Origin of the sequence: Actinoplanes sp. NPDC051633, from assembly GCF_040681735.1 — a bacterium.
Lineage (GTDB): Bacteria > Actinomycetota > Actinomycetes > Mycobacteriales > Micromonosporaceae > Actinoplanes.
On the sequence record NZ_JBFAZH010000057.1, the window covers coordinates 1 to 14,754 of the forward strand.

Here is a 14,754-nt window from a genome sequence, read left to right on the forward strand (position 1 = left end):
CTGGGAGCTCAGGACCGCCCGGCGACCGGACCGTGCCGGTTGGGGGGACGGGCGGCACGGCCCGGGGAGGGGGCCTACCTCGTGCCGCGGCGTCCGCCGAGCGTTGCCAGGCCGATGATCCAGCCGACGAAGATGCCGTAGGCGGCACCGCCACTGGCGACCTCGAAAGCGTGCAGCAGCGAGGGGTTGCGGAGGAACAGGGTGGTGAGCAGGGCGGCGAAGCCGGCCGCGAAGATGTACGCACCCCAGCCGGCGAAGAACTGACTGATGGTGCCGCGCGCCCGGGCCAGTTGCGATCCGGGCAGCAGGATGAGGAAGAGCAGGGTCAGCAGGACGAGCAGGATCGCCCGCAGGTCCTGAACGATCACCTCGCGCAGCGAGTCGCCGGCGTCGATGCTCCACGCAGGCCAGCCGAGCAGGCGCAGGAACCAGCCACCCGCGGTGGCCGGGTCGGTGTTGTCCGCGGCCCAGTCCCGATACCACGGGCTGCCGAAGACCAGGACGAGTATCAGTGCGGTGAGTGTGCCCGCACCGGGCGCACTCTTGTATCTGCTACCGAGAGCCATGCGCCCGCTAGTTCCCAGCAAGCACACAGCTTCAAACGAAGCCGGTCGATTACGCCTTCTGAAGGTAGTCGATGAACGCGGCGCGGAGCAGCGGCTCCTGTTCGCCGTACCCGTGACCGGTCAGCTCTCGCCACAGCGCGACCGCCTCGTCGACGGTCGGACCGACCGAGTTGGGCGCGCCGTCCAGGGAGGCGGCGTCGTCGGAGTCGGGCAGGTGCTTGAACACCGACCAGAAGAAGCCGATGTCACGGTGCTCGCGCGCCCTTGCGAACGCGCGCTCCCGCAACTCTTCCGTCGACAGGGCGTCCAGCTCGGCAAAGCTCGCAGAGGTCATGCGGCCAGCATAGGTGTCTTGGTGAAGAGAGGTGGCGGGACGTCCCGCGATCGCCGCGGAGCGAAGCGGAGCCATCAAGCTCTGCCCCAGGGACCGTCGTCCCAGCGGTCGGTGCGGCCCTGCGCCGGCACCGAGGACGGCGACCACGTCTCCGGCAGGCCGGGTGACCAGGTCGTGGTGGTGCCGGTGCTGGCCGCGGCGTTCTGCCAGTCCTCGTCCGGCGGGTCCAGCGACTGCGGACGCCCGTACGTCTCGATCAGGCGGGTGACGACCAGGCCGACGCCGACCAACCCGGCCGCGATCGCGTAGAGCGCGATGTCGAAGTCCTTGCGGGCCTGGTAGTCCAGGAAGAGGGTGAGCGCGGCGACCGCGAGCAGGGTGCCGAAGACCCCGCCGCGGCGGCCGAAGGCGCTGGTGCCGGCGAGCATGGCCGTGCCGATCGCGACGCCGGTCCACTCGAAGCCGGGGCGGGGCACCACCGGCGTGTCCGGCCGCACGGTGGCCACCAGGATGCCGGCCACGACCGCGAAGACCGAGGACAACACCAGCGCGCCGATCACCGGCAGCGCGACGCTCGCGCCGCGGCGGCGGGCCGGGTCCGCGACCGGGCGCATCTTGCCCAGGAACCGGCGGACCGGCGCCACCGTGCCGGTCGCCCCGGCCAGCACGGCGATCAGCGCGAAGCCGCCGAAGAGGAAGAACGCCTGGTCGGACGGATCGAGCGTGCCCTGCACGGCCACCGGGCCGGTGCGCAGCTGGTTGTAGACGACGACGCCGAAGGCCGCGGCCAGCGTTGCCGCCCACCCGGGCACGTGCAGGCCGACCACCAGAAGCCCGACGACGAGGCCGGCGACCGCGGCCACCACGAGCGCCGGCACGGCACCCGAGACCAGGCCCTTGTCGCCGTTCTCGGCCCAGTGCAGGCCGGCGGCGATGACGATCGGGCCCAGCGCGAGGTTGGGCACGCCGGCCCGCAGGGTCAGCCCCGCGGCGAGCGCGAGCAGACCGATCGCCGTACCCCAGATCAGCAGCGTGTCCAGCGCCGGGCGACGCAGCGCGTCCGGCTCGAGCCGGTAGAGCAGGAAGCCGATCGCGGCGACCACCAGCACCAGGACGATCTCCCAGCCGATGTGGATGCCGACCCGGTCGCGGTAGTCCTCCTCGTACGGGCTGTACCGGCGCTGTTCGTCCCCGCTGTCGAACCCGCGGCGGCTGAAATCCTGCGCGGCCGCGCTGTTGCGATACGCCGAGGGATCACTATCCGCGTAGGTCTTCTCGTCGTACGCCATCTGCGCCTCCGCCCCTGTCACCTTCAGACTACGGAATTACCACCACAGGAGTTCAGGGCCAAGTGACCGGCTCACCTGCGTCGCTGCGGTTTGCCCGAGTCGTCCTCATCTTCCCGGTCGGGCTGGTCGGGAACCCGGCACGATCGTTCCAGCCAGAGGGCGGCGGCGATCAGCGCGACCGATGCGATCACTCCGCCCGCGACGGCCGGCACCGCCTCCCGCGCGAACTTCGTCGGCTCGAAGGCGTAGAACGCGAGCAGCCCCGCGCAGTATCCGGCGTACAGCGCGCCGGCCAGCGAGGACGCCTTCGCCAGCACCGCGTATCTGGCCACCGCGAGCGGCTCGACCCGCGGCGCGCCGGGCTTGCGCTGGATCCGCGCCGCCGTGTTCTGCGCCAGGATGCCCTCGGAGACCGCCAGCACCGCGATCACGATCACCGGCAGCCAGGGCGGCGGCGGCCAGTCGTTGTAGAAGAAGCTGAGCAGCAGCCAGCCGACCGCGGCGGCCACGAGGCCCGCGACGATCAGCACCGAGATGCTGGTCGGCCGCATCGACGGATCGGTCCGCGGCCCAGCCGGGTTGTTGCTCACCCGTCCGACTCTAGGCCTGTTTTCGAGTTCGATCCTGCGGCGGGGTGTCGCCGGGCGAATTCGGGAACAGGTCCGGCAGATCGGGTCGCGGGGTCATCGCGGCGGCGTCGGCGGCGATCTCCGGGCGGTTGAGCAGGTCGGTCACCCAGCCGTGGCCGGTCAGGCGCGCGTAGGGCTGGATGTCGAGCCAGGGTTTGAGCACGAAGGCGCGCAGGTGTGCCCGCGGGTGCGGCAGGGTCAGAACGGGATCGTCGCTGGTCAGCGGGGTGTCGTCGGCCGCGTACACCTCGATCACGTCGACGTCGAGGGAGCGCGGACCGTAGCGCCGCGCGGGGTCGCGGACGCGACCGGCGGCCGTCTCGCAGGCCTGCGCCAACTCCAGCCAGTCGCGCGGCCCGGCCGCGGGATCCAGCACGAGCAGAACCCCATTGAGGTACGCGGGCTGAGCGGTGTCGCCCCAGGGCGGGGTCTCGTAGACGCCGGAGGCCAGCAGCACCCGGTCGCCGATCTGCGCCACCGCCCGCCGCAGGTGCCCGATGCGGTCGCCCTGGTTGCTCCCGAGGGAGAGCACCGCCCTGGTCATGAGCAGCTCACGAGCGGCTCACGAGCGGGTCCGGCGCAGCGTCACCGACACGTCGGCGAACTCGCGCGGGATCGGCGCCTGCGGCTTGTGCACGGTGATCGTCGCGGCGGCCACCCTCGGGTCGGCCAGGCACGCGGTTACCAGCCGGTCGGCCAGGGTCTCGATCAGGTTGACCGGCTCGCCGGCGACGATCTCGGCCAGGCGGCCGGCCAGCTCGCCGTAGTGCACAGTGTCGGTGACGTCGTCGCTGGCGGCGGCGGGGGCGAGGTCCAGCTCGAGCTCGGCGTCGATCACGAAGTCCTGGCCGGCGCGCTCGAACTCGTACACGCCGTGCCGGCCGTGGACGCGCAGGCCGGTGAGGGTGATGCGGTCGCTCATCGCGTACCCGACGCGTCGGTCCGCAGCCGCGGAGCGCCCGTCGCGCGCCAGACCGCGACCGCGTCGCAGGTCGCGCGCACGTCGTGGACGCGCACTCCCCAGACGCCGGCCGCCACGGCGAGCAGGTTGGTGGCGAGCGTGGCCGCGGCGCGACCCTCGACCGGGCGGGGCGCGCCGTCCGGACCGGGCAGCAGACGGCCCAGATACGACTTGCGGCTGGACGCGAAGAGCACCGGATGCCCGAGCTCGAGGAGCCGGTCGAGATGCCGGGTCAAGGTCCAGTTGTGCGCACCGGTCTTGGCGAACCCCAGACCCGGGTCGACGATGATCCGCTCGGGTGCGATTCCGGACTCCTGCGCCGCGCCGATCCGCTCGCGCAGCTCCCCGATGACCTCCGCGACCACATCGGTGTACGTGGCGAGCTGCTGCATCTCCCGCGAGTGGCCACGCCAGTGCATCGCGACGTAGGGACAGCCGGCGGCGGCGGCGACCGCGAGCAGTTCGGGGTCGGCCAAGCCGCCGGAGACGTCGTTGATCAGCTCCGCGCCGGCCTCCAGCGCCGCCGCCGCGACCTCGGCGCGGGTGGTGTCGATGCTGGTCGGCACCCCGGCGGCGGCGAGGGCGGAGATCACCGGGACGACCCGGTCGATCTCGGTACGCGCGTCCACGCGCTCGGCGCCGGGCCGGGTGGACTCGCCACCGACGTCGACCAGGTCGGCGCCCTCGGCCCGGAGCCGGAGGCCGTGCTGAACCGCGGCATCCACATCGGTGTATAGACCACCATCGGAGAAGGAGTCCGGGGTCACGTTGAGGACCCCCATCACGACCGGGTGATCCTGGTGCAACTGGCGGTCGCCCATCCCCACGTCCACAACCTACTCACACTGGATCTTCGAACGTGTGTACCATCGCGCAGGCTGCCGTCCCAGAAGGGTCGGTCACTCAGGTTCAGTCACGTCTTTACCTTGGGTAACGAATCAGGCAGCTTGTAGGTAAGAAGGACGGCCCGTACGCTTCGGACAGGCATCATTTGAAGGACCGAAGGAAGCAGATGGGCTAGCGCAGGACAGGTATGCCCTTACGGCTCACTGGACGTGGATGAGCCGGAAGTAGCACCATATGGGGTTGCCGTCAGGCTTCACAACTGCAGTGTTCGATCTTTGCAAGTCGGACACCCGGGAGGTTTACCGATGATCGCCACCGAACTCGCCGCCCAGGCAGCGACGGTGCTACAACAGGTCCCGCTCGCCGCCGAGCCTAAGGGGATCAACACCGAGGGCGTCGTCAGCTTCTTCGCCGGCAACATCGCCCCGATCCTGCTCGCCGTGCTCGGCGTGATCTTCATCGGCCGGGCCAGCCGGGGTGAGATCTCCAAGGTGCTGACCAGCTCGGCGATCGCGATCGTCGGGCTCGCGTTCATCGCCGGCGCGGCGACACTGTTCTTCCTCGGTGACTACCTGATCGATCTGATCTTCAGCTAGTCATGCGCCTACGCACCGACGATGACATCTACCGGGCGCGGCTCGTCTACCTCGGCCCGCCGGGATACACGCTGCCCATGCACCTGCCGTACGCACAGTACGGAATGTTCGTCATCCTGGTTCCGCTCTTCATGTTCCTGCACTACTTGATCACCTTCGAGTTCGATCCGTTCCCCGCCTGGGAGATCGCTCTCGCGATGGTCACCACGTCGTACGTGTTCCGGCACGTCGACCCCGACCGGCCCGCCCGAGTGGTCATCCGCACCGCGCTCACCGACTGGCGGCGTACCCGCGAGCCGGCGGTCGAGCAGCGTGACCCCCGCCTCGTCGCTTCGCGCATCCGGGTCCGGGAGGAGCTGATATGACCATCCATCGTCCTGCAGCGCGCCCGAGCGGGGCCAATTCATGACGACATCCCCTCCGCCGGGGCGTCCCCGTGCCGGATACCCCCACCCGGCCAGGCAGAGTAACGGTGTGCGTTCAGACGATTACGCAAACGACGGCTCTGAAGAGTTCAACTCCTCCGACACCGAGTTGGTGACGACCCCCGGCCATGGCGCCGTCGGGGTGTTCCAGGCTCCGCAGCCGATCCGGCCCCGCACCAACGGCGGGCCGGCCCTCGACAGCTCGATGGACATCGACTCGCCCTTCCTCGACCTGTTCGGGGGCGCGCCGGCGCCGGCCCGGGCCACGCCGCCGCCGTCCGCGGAGGAGCCGCCCGCGTCCGCTCCGGAGGACGACTTCGACTTCGGGTTCGACTTCGATGACCGGACGCCGGCCGGGTCGCCGAGCCTGTCCGTCCTCGACCCCGTCGAGTCCCCGCTCGCCGAGCCCGAGCCCGTCGCTCCGGCGGTCGAGCCGACGCCGGTGAACGAGCCGCCCGTGGCGCCCGCCCCCGTGTCGTCTCCACCGTCACCGGCTCCCACGATGATCTCACCGCCGCCGCCAGCCCCGGTCTCGTCGCCGCCGGCCGCGGTCCCGCCGCCGGCCCCGGTTTCGTCGCCGCCCGCCTCGATCCCGCCGCCGGCCGCCGTGTCGCCGACGCCTGCCCCCGTCTCGCCGCCGCCGGTCGTCGACGACATCGAGGACTCCGAGTCGGACTACGACGACTGGCCCGACGAGGTGCGGCCGGGGCACGACGCCCAGCCGGTGTCGACGCCGCCGCTGTGGCAGACGGTCGCCTCGCCGAGCCTGCCGCCGGGCGTCACCGCCCTGCCGCGGTCGCCCGAGTCGCCCACGCCCGATCAGCTCGCCGCCGAGATCAACGAGCGCGCCGGCCTGCCGGCCACCATGCCGGAGAACGCGCCCGCCCAGTCGAAGTCGAAGGCGCCCGCCAAGCGCCGGCGCAAGCAGCGCGAGGAGCCCGAGAACCTCCCGGCCGTCCGGCCGAAGAAGGAGGTCAAGCCGGCGCCCCTGAAGCCGAACAAGATCAAATTCGGCGACCGGGACCCGTCCATCGAGCTGGAGATCACCGAGATCGCCGGCCACCTGACCTTCACCCAGTCCACGGTGACGGCCTGGTATTCGCTGCCCGAGGTGCGCTGGGCGTTCCGGCCGGATGCCGAACGCGAGGTGCTGCTCTCCGCGATCTCCGAGCAGTACGCGGGCCTCGCCGGGTTCCGCCTGCACCTGCGCCGCACCAACCGGCCCTTCCCGGCCGACGAGTGGGCCCGCACGGTCGACTCGCTGACCGCCAAGCCGCTGGGCGACGTGGCCGGCGCGACCTCCTGGTCGGACCACCTGGTCGCGGCCCAGCGGCACCTGCTCTCGGTGAACCACGCCGAGGGACAGACCTTCCTCGGGGTGACCTTCGCGCGGCGGTCGCTCGGCGACACCTTCTCCGAGCGGATCCTGCGGATCTTCGGCAAGGGCACGTCCGACGGCGAGCGGCGCAAGCTGGGCCGCACGGTCGAGCAGTTCGACGAGGTGCTGAACGCGTTCGGCATGCGCGGCCGCCGGGTCACGCCGCAGGAGCTGGAGTGGCTGCTCTTCCGCTCGGTGGCGCTGTGCATGGCGCCGCCCGGGCCGCTGTCGCCGGTGACCAGTGGACAGTGGGACTCCGGGGATCTGCTGGCGCTGACCGAGCAGGTCGAGCGCTACCGCACGCCGTACGGGTCGACGGTCAAGCTGGTGAACCGGATGACCGGCGAGGAACGGCACGTAGCGGTGCTCTCGGTCGGCCGGATGGAGCCGCTGGAGATCCCCGAGAAGCACGAGCCGTGGATGCACTTCCACGAGCGCCTGCCGTGGCCGATGGAGCTGTCCTCACGGATCGACATCCTCGGCTCGGGCAGCTCCTTCAAGAACCTCGAGCACCGGCTGCGGATGATCCGCTCACAGCAGCTGGACTACGCCGAGCACGGCATCGACGCCCCGCCGGAGCTGGAACGCCTGGCCAAGCGGGCGCTGGTGATCGGCGACGAGATGACCACCGGGCTGCCGGTCGAGTCGGCCCGCGCGCACGGCTGGCACCGGATCGCGGTCGGCGGGCGTACCCGTGAGGAGTGCCTGGAGCGAGCCCGGCGCCTGATCCAGCTCTACTCCCGTGAGCTGCGCATCTCGCTGCAGCATCCGAAGAACCAGGACCAGCTGGCGCGCGAGTTCATCCCGGGCGAGCCGATCGCCAACACGGGGTACGTGCGCCGGATGCCGGTGAAGCTGCTGGCCGCGGCGCTGCCCCAGGCCGCCTCGACCGTCGGTGACCGGCGCGGTGACCTGATCGGGCGCACCTCCGGGACGTGCCGGCGGCCGGTGTTCCTCGACCTGCACTTCCCGATGGAGGTCCGCGAGCGGTCCGGCCTGGGCGTGTTCGTGGCCGAGCCCGGTGGTGGCAAGTCGACCCTGATGGGTGCGCTGGGCTATCTGAACGCGCGGCGCGGCGTGCAGGTGACCCTGCTCGACCCGTCCGGCCCGCTGGCCCGGCTGTGCTCGATGCCGGAGCTGCGGCCGTACTCGCGGGTGCTCAACCTGACCGGCTCCGAGCAGGGCACGCTGGCGCCGTACGCGCTGATCCCGACGCCGATCCGCGGCGAGTTCGCGGCCGGGCCGGGCGGCGACCGCGAGTTCGAGATCGCGGTGTCCAACGCGCGGGCCGAGCGGCGCATGCTGGTGCAAGACATCTGCTCGATGCTGGTGCCGCCCCAGGTGGCCAAGGAGGCGTCCACCGCGACGCTGCTGCGGCACGCGGTGCGGCAGGTGCCGGCCGAGGAGACGTCCACCCTCGACGACGTCGTTCGTACCCTGCAAAGCCTGGACGACGACGAGGGCAAGGAGCTCGCCAACCTGCTGCTGGACACCGCCGAGATGCCGCTGGCGCTGCTGTTCTTCGGCTCGCCGCCGAAACATCTGCTGGGCGCCGACGCCGCGCTCACCGTGATCACGATGGCCGGCCTGCGGCTGCCGGACCTGAAGATCGAGCGGGAGTACTGGTCGGCCGAGGAGTCGCTGGCCCTGCCGATGCTGCACACCGCGCACCGGCTGGCGGTCCGGCGCTGTTACGGCGGCTCGATGAGCTCCCGCAAGATGGTCGGCCTGGACGAGGCGCACTTCATGGAGGGCTGGCGGTCCGGCCGGTCGTTCCTGGTGCGGCTCGCCCGCGACTCCCGGAAGTGGAACCTGGCCGCGCTGGTCGCCTCACAGAACCCGCGCGACATCCTCGGTCTGGACGTGCAGAACCTGGTGTCCACCGTCTTCGTGGGCCGCATCGCGGAGGACCAGGAGATCGCGTCGGAGGCGTTGCGGTTGCTGCGGGTGCCGGTGCACGACGGGTACGAAGCCACGCTGGCCTCGTTGTCCCAGGTGGACGCGTCGTCCTCGCATCGGCTGGGCTTCCGCGAGTTCGTGATGCGGGACGTGGACGGGCGGGTGCAGAAGGTCCGGGTCGACGTCTCGTACGTGGACGGACTGCTCGAGCACCTGGACACCACGCCGGCGGCGGCGAACGCGACGCCGGCGGCCATTTCGAGCATGCCCGACCTGGAGGACTGAGATGGTGCGGCGGGCGTCGGCAGCGGTCCTCACCGTTCTGGTGGCGATGGTGGCGTCCATCGCCTGGGCGGTGGCGGCGCCGACCCCGGCGGGCGCCGCACCGACGCCGCCGGCGCGCGCCCCCGGCGGGGCGTGCAGCCTCGAGGAGTGGCAGACCAACATCCCGGGCTGTGTCGATCGGCTGGCCGAGGTCGGCGAGGCGCGGGCGAACTGCCTCAACCCGCCGACCCCGAGCACGCCCGACTCGGGCCTGGCCGGGTGGTTCGCCGAACGCCCGAAATCGTCGGTCGGAGACACATACCCGGGTTTCTACAGCCGGTATGGCTATGCGGGCTACAGCTATACGACCTATGACCTCGACAACGGCTGCGCCTCGACGCTGATCGATCCGGAGTACAAGTTCGAGACGACCGTCGCGAACGGTGAGTTCATGCTGGCCACGGCCGTGATCGGCGCATCGAACGCCCTGCGGGAACGGGCTTGGGAGCCACAGACGCTTTGGGGTTGGGCCGATCCGCTGGTCGAACAGGCGACGCGAGCCGTGTACGAGAAGGTTTTCAGCGTCTTCGGCGTGATCACGTTGGCGATTGTCGGTCTTTACCTGCTCTGGCGATCTCGGCAGGCAGAGATGGGCGCCGCAACCACCACCGCCGGGTGGGCCCTTCTAGTGATGGTCGTGGTGACGGCCATTGCATCGTGGCCGGTCCGGTCGGCGAACATCGCCGATCAGTCGTTGATCACCACGCTCGGGGTAGTGCACGACGCGGTGGGACCGCGGCCGGACAACTCGCGGCCATGCTCGACGGGCCCGAAAGACTGCGAAGACAATCGACCTCCGGCGGTGCGCGCAAGCGATACCGCGACTGAAACCATGCTGTATCGCAACTGGTTGCGTGGCATGCTCGGTTCGGCTGAGAGCGAGACGGCGAAAAAATACGGCCGTGCTCTCTACCAAGCCCGATCCCTCTCCTGGGACGAGGCTCAGCGCATGCGTAACGCTCCGGCGACTCGCGATGGCGTCCTTGAGCGCAAGAAGCAGCAGTGGATCAAGGTGGCGGAACAGATCAGTACGGAAGATCCGGAGGCTTACGAATACCTCAAGGGCGTCAACGGAATGGACCGCGTCGGTTCGGGCTTCATCGCCGTGCTGGCATCGATCATGTTCGCGATGTTCGACCTCACGGCGTCGCTGCTCGTGCTGCTCGGTTTCCTGATCTTCCGCTGGGCGGTCATCGCTGCCCCGATTCTGGGCACCATCGGGCTGTTGCGACCAGCCTCCGCCGGAATCCGGCGGCTCGGTAATGCGGTGGTCGCCGCAGTTTTCAACATCGCCATCTTCGGCACCGGCGCGGCGATCTATCTCTTCGCAGTCGAGCTGATCATGAATACGGGCAGTCTCGCCGGATGGCTGCAGGTCGTGCTGGTCTGGCTTTGCGGGGTCGTCGGTTGGCTGCTGCTGCGCCCCTATCGGCGGATCACCCAACTCGGCGGTAAGGACGGCACTCGAGCAATCGCATCCGCCGGTTCCTGGCACCGACGCTTCTTCCGGGACATGCGCGAAGCGGCCAGGCTTGAGGGCTCCGATGGGGGCGGTTCTCAGGAGCCAGCCGTCGGCAAGGACCGCCGCACGGTTTATGCGGATCAGAGCAACCTGCGCCCGGAGGCCCGACTCGAAGATCCGGCGCACAGCGCGGCCAAGCGAGCGGAGCTCGCCTCGAATCCTTCGGGTTCGACCGGAAGCGGCCGAGCCGCCGACGGCGCCACGCGCCCCGACGGCGTGGAGACCACCCGAGAAGACGCCAGGGAAGTAAAGCCGGCGAAATCTGGGGCACGCCGGGCGGCCACCTGGTCGGAGCCGGACATCGCCGAGAAGCCAGCGGCCTACGCCATCTATCGTCCGGAAACCGGCAACACCACTAACGAACCCACATCGCCTCGAGTGCGCACCGAGGCGAAGTGATCTGATGGCTGCACGCTTCCTGGAACGAGGCCTTACCGGTCTGTTCCGTTCGCGTTGGGGTGTTGCCATCGTGCTCGCGGTCATTGTTCTGGCCGTGGTTGGCATCGGCCGGATCTTCGCTGATCCTGGGGAGTCGGGTCGCACGCCAATCGGCAGTGGTTCACCGGAACCCACGCTGAGCGTCAACCCGGACGAGGAAGACAGCGTCATCTCACCGACGCCGCCTCCGGCGCCGAAGACAAGCCCTGGCACGGCGTTGCCTGAAGCGGTTGCCTACGCCTTCGCGGGCGCGTGGGTCAATCACCGGAACGTCTCTGCGAAGGCCTGGCGCGATCGCCTCGTCCCGAATGCCACCAAGGAACTTTCCCAGGAGCTCGCCGACACTGACCCCGCCGACGTGCCGGCCGACCGGGTGAACGGCCGACCGAACCTGGTACCGGTTGGCGACAACCTCATCGACGCTGTCGTCGAGACCGACTCGGGAAAGCTCACCCTGCGGCTGGTCGCGCCGGAGGGCCGATGGCTGGTGAGCGGAATCGACTGGGCAGGACCATGAGGCGGCTCCGACCGACCCGGTTCGCGCTGCTGGTGGCGGTAGTCGCCACGCTGGCATTGCTCTGCTGCGGCGGTACCGTCAGCGCCATCCTGGTCGGTGGGCTGGGTGAGGAGGATAAATCCAACACCTTCTCCGCATTCGGCTGCGGCCAAGGCGACCCTATCGACGAAAACGCTGACATGCCGTCAATCTCTGATTACGGACCGCAGCAAATCAGGAATGCAGCGATCATCATCAACGTTGGTCGCGAACTCCAGTTGCCGCCTCGCGCCTGGGTGGTCGCCGTTGCCACGGCTATGCAGGAGTCTCGGCTGAGCAATCTCGGCCACCTCGGCTCGGCTAACGACCATGACTCGCTCGGGCTCTTTCAGCAGCGGCCGAGTGCCGGCTGGGGTACGCCCGCGCAAGTTCAGGATCCTATCTACGCCAGCCGCAAGTTCTACGAGAAACTGCAAACCGTCAAGGGCTGGGAACGAATGTCGCTCACCAAGGCGGCTCAGCGGGTGCAACGCAGCGCATACCCAAACGCTTACGCAAAGCACGAACTGATCGCGACCGAGATCGTCAACAAGTTAGCAAACGGCGCGGCAAACGCCGTAGGCAGCTCCCTGGCCATGGTCTGCGCCGCGAGTGGTCAAATCGCCGCATCAGGTTGGACCGCCCCGGTAAAGGCCGTCGTCGGCTCCGGCTTCCGTACTCCGCAACGACCTACCCATCAGGGCGTCGACCTGATCATCGGGCGCTACACGCCGATCGCCGCAGTGAACAGTGGCACGGTGTCGATCGTGAAGTGCGACGACGACCGTCGAGGCCGGCGGAGCTGCAACGTCGACGGGTTTCCTGGCAAGGGCGGCTGCGGCTGGATGGTCGAAATCGTGCACGCCGGCAGCGTGATGACGCGCTATTGCCACATGGTCCAGAAACCGTTCGTCGAAGTCGGGCAAGACGTGGCGGCCGGTGCGATCATCGGCCGGGTGGGTACAAGCGGAAATTCTTCCGGACCGCACCTGCACTTCGAGGTGCACATGAACAATGACCGCACCAGCCGGGGCGCGGTAGACCCGGTCGACTGGATGCGTAAGCAGGGTGCACCGCTCGGGGGTGAGCAGTGACCGGCGGCTCAATGCCTGATCCATTCGCCGGCCGCGCGGGTGGATGGGCCCAGGACGGACCACGCCCGCTCGTGCCGACCCCCGCGACGATGGTCGGCTCACTCCGCGGGCGGCGCGTGCTGATCGGCTTGCCCGGACTCGGCTGGCGTGGTGACATGCGCGCGGACGAGAAGGTGGTGCAGGGAAGTCGCACTTACGTCCCCGTCATGCCCGAGGCGGAGTGGTATCGCGCCGAGGCCGAGCAGATCGAGGTTTTCGCGCCGCTCGTGCCTGTAGAGCGCGTCTGGGCCGAGGAGTACGGCCTCGCAGGTCCCAGCTCGAGCGCTGGGGATGCCCGCACAAGGTTGGTTTCATTGGATGAGCCGCCGCGGCGCAATCCGACCGCCTCGCTGGATGCGGACAGCATCACGGGACGCCGAGTGATTCAGATTCTTGAGAACGGCGGGGAACGACGAGACCTTCGCGGCGTCACCGAGCTGCACACGAGCGACGACGGCGACATCTGCGCGCGAGTCGCGACCGAGCTGGAGTGGTACCGCTGGGCATGGAGTGGGCGAGCGCCGAGCACTCTGGAAGTTTCAATGACCGCGCTGTGGGTCGAATAGAGCGTTAGCCGGTCGAGGTGGCGCTGCAGACGCGCCAACCATCCTTGTCGACCAATCCGAACCTGAACGGCTGCAGGCCGTGCGCACCGTCCGTTGCCAACCATTTCAGGTCGGTCGACGCCGTGGCCCGATCACCGACGACCGTCACGGAAATGCTGGTCCAACTGAGGTCGATGCCAACGCTCTGATCCTTCTCAACCGCCATGAAGCGTGCTCGGAATGCTTGCAATGCCGACAAGTTGGCACCTGACTTGCAGACATACAAAGCTGCCTCTTCGTCGTCGCGATTCTGCAGGAAGGCACCTAAATAGCTGTCCACGACGGCGTCCGGGGCGGTGCGTTTGATCTCTGTCGCCTGGTCGTAGACCGAGATGAAGACCCCGACGCCGCCCAGGCACAGCAACGCCAGGATGCCCGCGCCCATCGCGATCCACAGCCGCACCCTCCGGTTCGGGCGCTTGCCGGCCGGTGGCGGCGGCGCGAGCGGCGGCTGCATGGGCGGTGGTCCGCCTGGACCCACCGGAGGCAGCCCGGCCGGGCGCATCGCCGACGGCGGCACCGGCTGGCCCGGCACAGCGGGTGACGGCTGCGCGGTGGGTCCCACTCCCGGCTCAGGCGGCTGCACACCGTCGACTTTAGTGGTTCGGCCATAGATAGAGCTGCGCCACGACAACGTCACCGGCTACGGAACGCAAACCTCCGGCCCACCTGGGATACGGTTTGTGCGCACACAGGGAGGTGAGGCGGTGGCGGAGTCGAGTTCCCGGATCGATCAGGCCGCTGCCCTGCACCGGCAGGCCGAGGCCACCGTCGCGGCGGCCGCCGCCGCTCTCGAGGCGCAGACCCCGGCCGTCGCCGACCCGCGCGAGCAGCACGCCCTGGTCGAGGAGTTGCGTGCCGCGGCGAGCGAGCTGGCGCCAGGCTGGCTCGGCGCGCCGCTGGACGCGCAGTCCGCCAGCACTCCCCTCGGCGCCCCCAACCCGCCGCAGTTCGTCCGCCTGGGCGTGGCTCAGCCGCAGGACGACGCCACCTTCCCCGCCATCGTGCCGTTGCTCGGCACCGGGCATCTCACCATCGACGCGGACGCCCGCGACCCGCGCGTCGCCGGGCTCATCCGCAGTGTGCTGCTGCGCCTGCTGGCCGCCGCGCCGGCCGGGTCGCTGCTGATCCGGGCGGTGGACGGCGCCGGGGGCGGCACCACCTTCGCGCCGTTCGAGTCGCTCGCCGACGCCGGGCTGATGGAGCCGGTGGCGACCGACCGGGCAGGCCTGATGGAGATGCTGTCCGACGCCGAGAAATGGATCCGGCCCGGC

General features: G+C 69.6%; 15 protein-coding genes and 1 pseudogene. 8 read left to right on the forward strand and 8 right to left on the reverse strand.

The genetic code is table 11. The annotated features are described in order from the left end of the window. Positions 1-74 precede the first annotated feature (74 nt). The 7 genes from AB0M20_RS05815 to folP all read right to left on the reverse strand — a co-directional run bounded on the left by AB0M20_RS05815 (position 75) and on the right by folP (position 4,600). Positions 75-566: a hypothetical protein gene (locus tag AB0M20_RS05815; protein ID WP_364294369.1), complete on the reverse strand. Its 492-nt coding sequence runs from the start codon at positions 564-566 to the stop codon at positions 75-77. A gap of 49 nt (positions 567-615) precedes the next feature. After that, positions 616-900, reverse strand: a complete 285-nt coding sequence (locus AB0M20_RS05820) for a hypothetical protein (RefSeq protein ID WP_364294372.1) — start codon at positions 898-900, stop codon at positions 616-618. A 74-nt stretch (positions 901-974) separates the two neighbouring features. Beyond that, positions 975-2,210: an ABC transporter permease gene (locus tag AB0M20_RS05825; RefSeq protein ID WP_364294375.1), complete on the reverse strand. Its 1,236-nt coding sequence runs from the start codon at positions 2,208-2,210 to the stop codon at positions 975-977. Between the two features lie 50 nt (positions 2,211-2,260). Beyond that, positions 2,261-2,740 carry a DUF3180 domain-containing protein gene (locus AB0M20_RS05830; protein WP_364294406.1) on the reverse strand — a complete coding sequence of 160 codons (480 nt, stop codon included), beginning with the start codon at positions 2,738-2,740 and terminating at the stop codon, positions 2,261-2,263. A 49-nt stretch (positions 2,741-2,789) separates the two neighbouring features. Then, positions 2,790-3,362 (reverse strand): 2-amino-4-hydroxy-6-hydroxymethyldihydropteridine diphosphokinase, encoded by a 573-nt coding sequence (folK, locus tag AB0M20_RS05835; RefSeq protein WP_364294378.1) that lies wholly within the window; start codon positions 3,360-3,362, stop codon positions 2,790-2,792. Between the two features lie 18 nt (positions 3,363-3,380). After that, entirely contained in the window at positions 3,381-3,740 is a 360-nt protein-coding gene (gene folB / locus AB0M20_RS05840; RefSeq protein WP_364294381.1) for a dihydroneopterin aldolase, read from the reverse strand. Further along, on the reverse strand, positions 3,737-4,600 hold the full coding sequence (gene folP, locus AB0M20_RS05845) for a dihydropteroate synthase (protein ID WP_364294409.1): 864 nt from the start codon (positions 4,598-4,600) through the stop codon (positions 3,737-3,739). The genes folB and folP overlap by 4 nt, the downstream gene beginning before the upstream one ends. 330 nt (positions 4,601-4,930) lie before the next feature. Between folP and AB0M20_RS05850 the strand changes: the two genes are divergently transcribed. Genes AB0M20_RS05850 through AB0M20_RS05880 form a run of 7 tightly spaced genes read left to right on the forward strand, consistent with a single transcriptional unit; the run spans position 4,931 to position 13,441 of the window. Next, positions 4,931-5,221 carry a hypothetical protein gene (locus AB0M20_RS05850; protein WP_364294384.1) on the forward strand — a complete coding sequence of 97 codons (291 nt, stop codon included), beginning with the start codon at positions 4,931-4,933 and terminating at the stop codon, positions 5,219-5,221. A gap of 2 nt (positions 5,222-5,223) precedes the next feature. Beyond that, entirely contained in the window at positions 5,224-5,586 is a 363-nt protein-coding gene (locus AB0M20_RS05855; protein ID WP_364294387.1) for a hypothetical protein, read from the forward strand. A gap of 40 nt (positions 5,587-5,626) precedes the next feature. Beyond that, on the forward strand, positions 5,627-9,208 hold the full coding sequence (locus AB0M20_RS05860; RefSeq protein ID WP_364294391.1) for an ATP-binding protein: 3,582 nt from the start codon (positions 5,627-5,629) through the stop codon (positions 9,206-9,208). A gap of 1 nt (position 9,209) precedes the next feature. Then, a complete protein-coding gene (locus AB0M20_RS05865; protein WP_364294394.1) occupies positions 9,210-11,168 on the forward strand; it encodes an MFS transporter in 1,959 nt (652 codons plus the stop codon). Positions 11,169-11,172: 4 nt separating this feature from the next. Next, positions 11,173-11,724, forward strand: a complete 552-nt coding sequence (locus AB0M20_RS05870; protein WP_364294397.1) for a hypothetical protein — start codon at positions 11,173-11,175, stop codon at positions 11,722-11,724. Beyond that, positions 11,721-12,836 carry a M23 family metallopeptidase gene (locus AB0M20_RS05875; RefSeq protein ID WP_364294412.1) on the forward strand — a complete coding sequence of 372 codons (1,116 nt, stop codon included), beginning with the start codon at positions 11,721-11,723 and terminating at the stop codon, positions 12,834-12,836. The genes AB0M20_RS05870 and AB0M20_RS05875 overlap by 4 nt, the downstream gene beginning before the upstream one ends. An 11-nt stretch (positions 12,837-12,847) precedes the next feature. Continuing rightward, entirely contained in the window at positions 12,848-13,441 is a 594-nt protein-coding gene (locus tag AB0M20_RS05880) for a hypothetical protein (protein WP_364294400.1), read from the forward strand. 4 nt (positions 13,442-13,445) lie between these two features. Here the strand turns inward: AB0M20_RS05880 and AB0M20_RS05885 are convergent, their stop codons facing one another. Then, a complete protein-coding gene (locus tag AB0M20_RS05885) occupies positions 13,446-13,937 on the reverse strand; it encodes a hypothetical protein (protein ID WP_364294403.1) in 492 nt (163 codons plus the stop codon). A 250-nt stretch (positions 13,938-14,187) separates the two neighbouring features. Here AB0M20_RS05885 and AB0M20_RS05890 point away from each other — a divergent pair. Next, positions 14,188-14,754 (forward strand): annotated as a pseudogene (locus AB0M20_RS05890) (cell division protein FtsK); the annotation flags it as partial.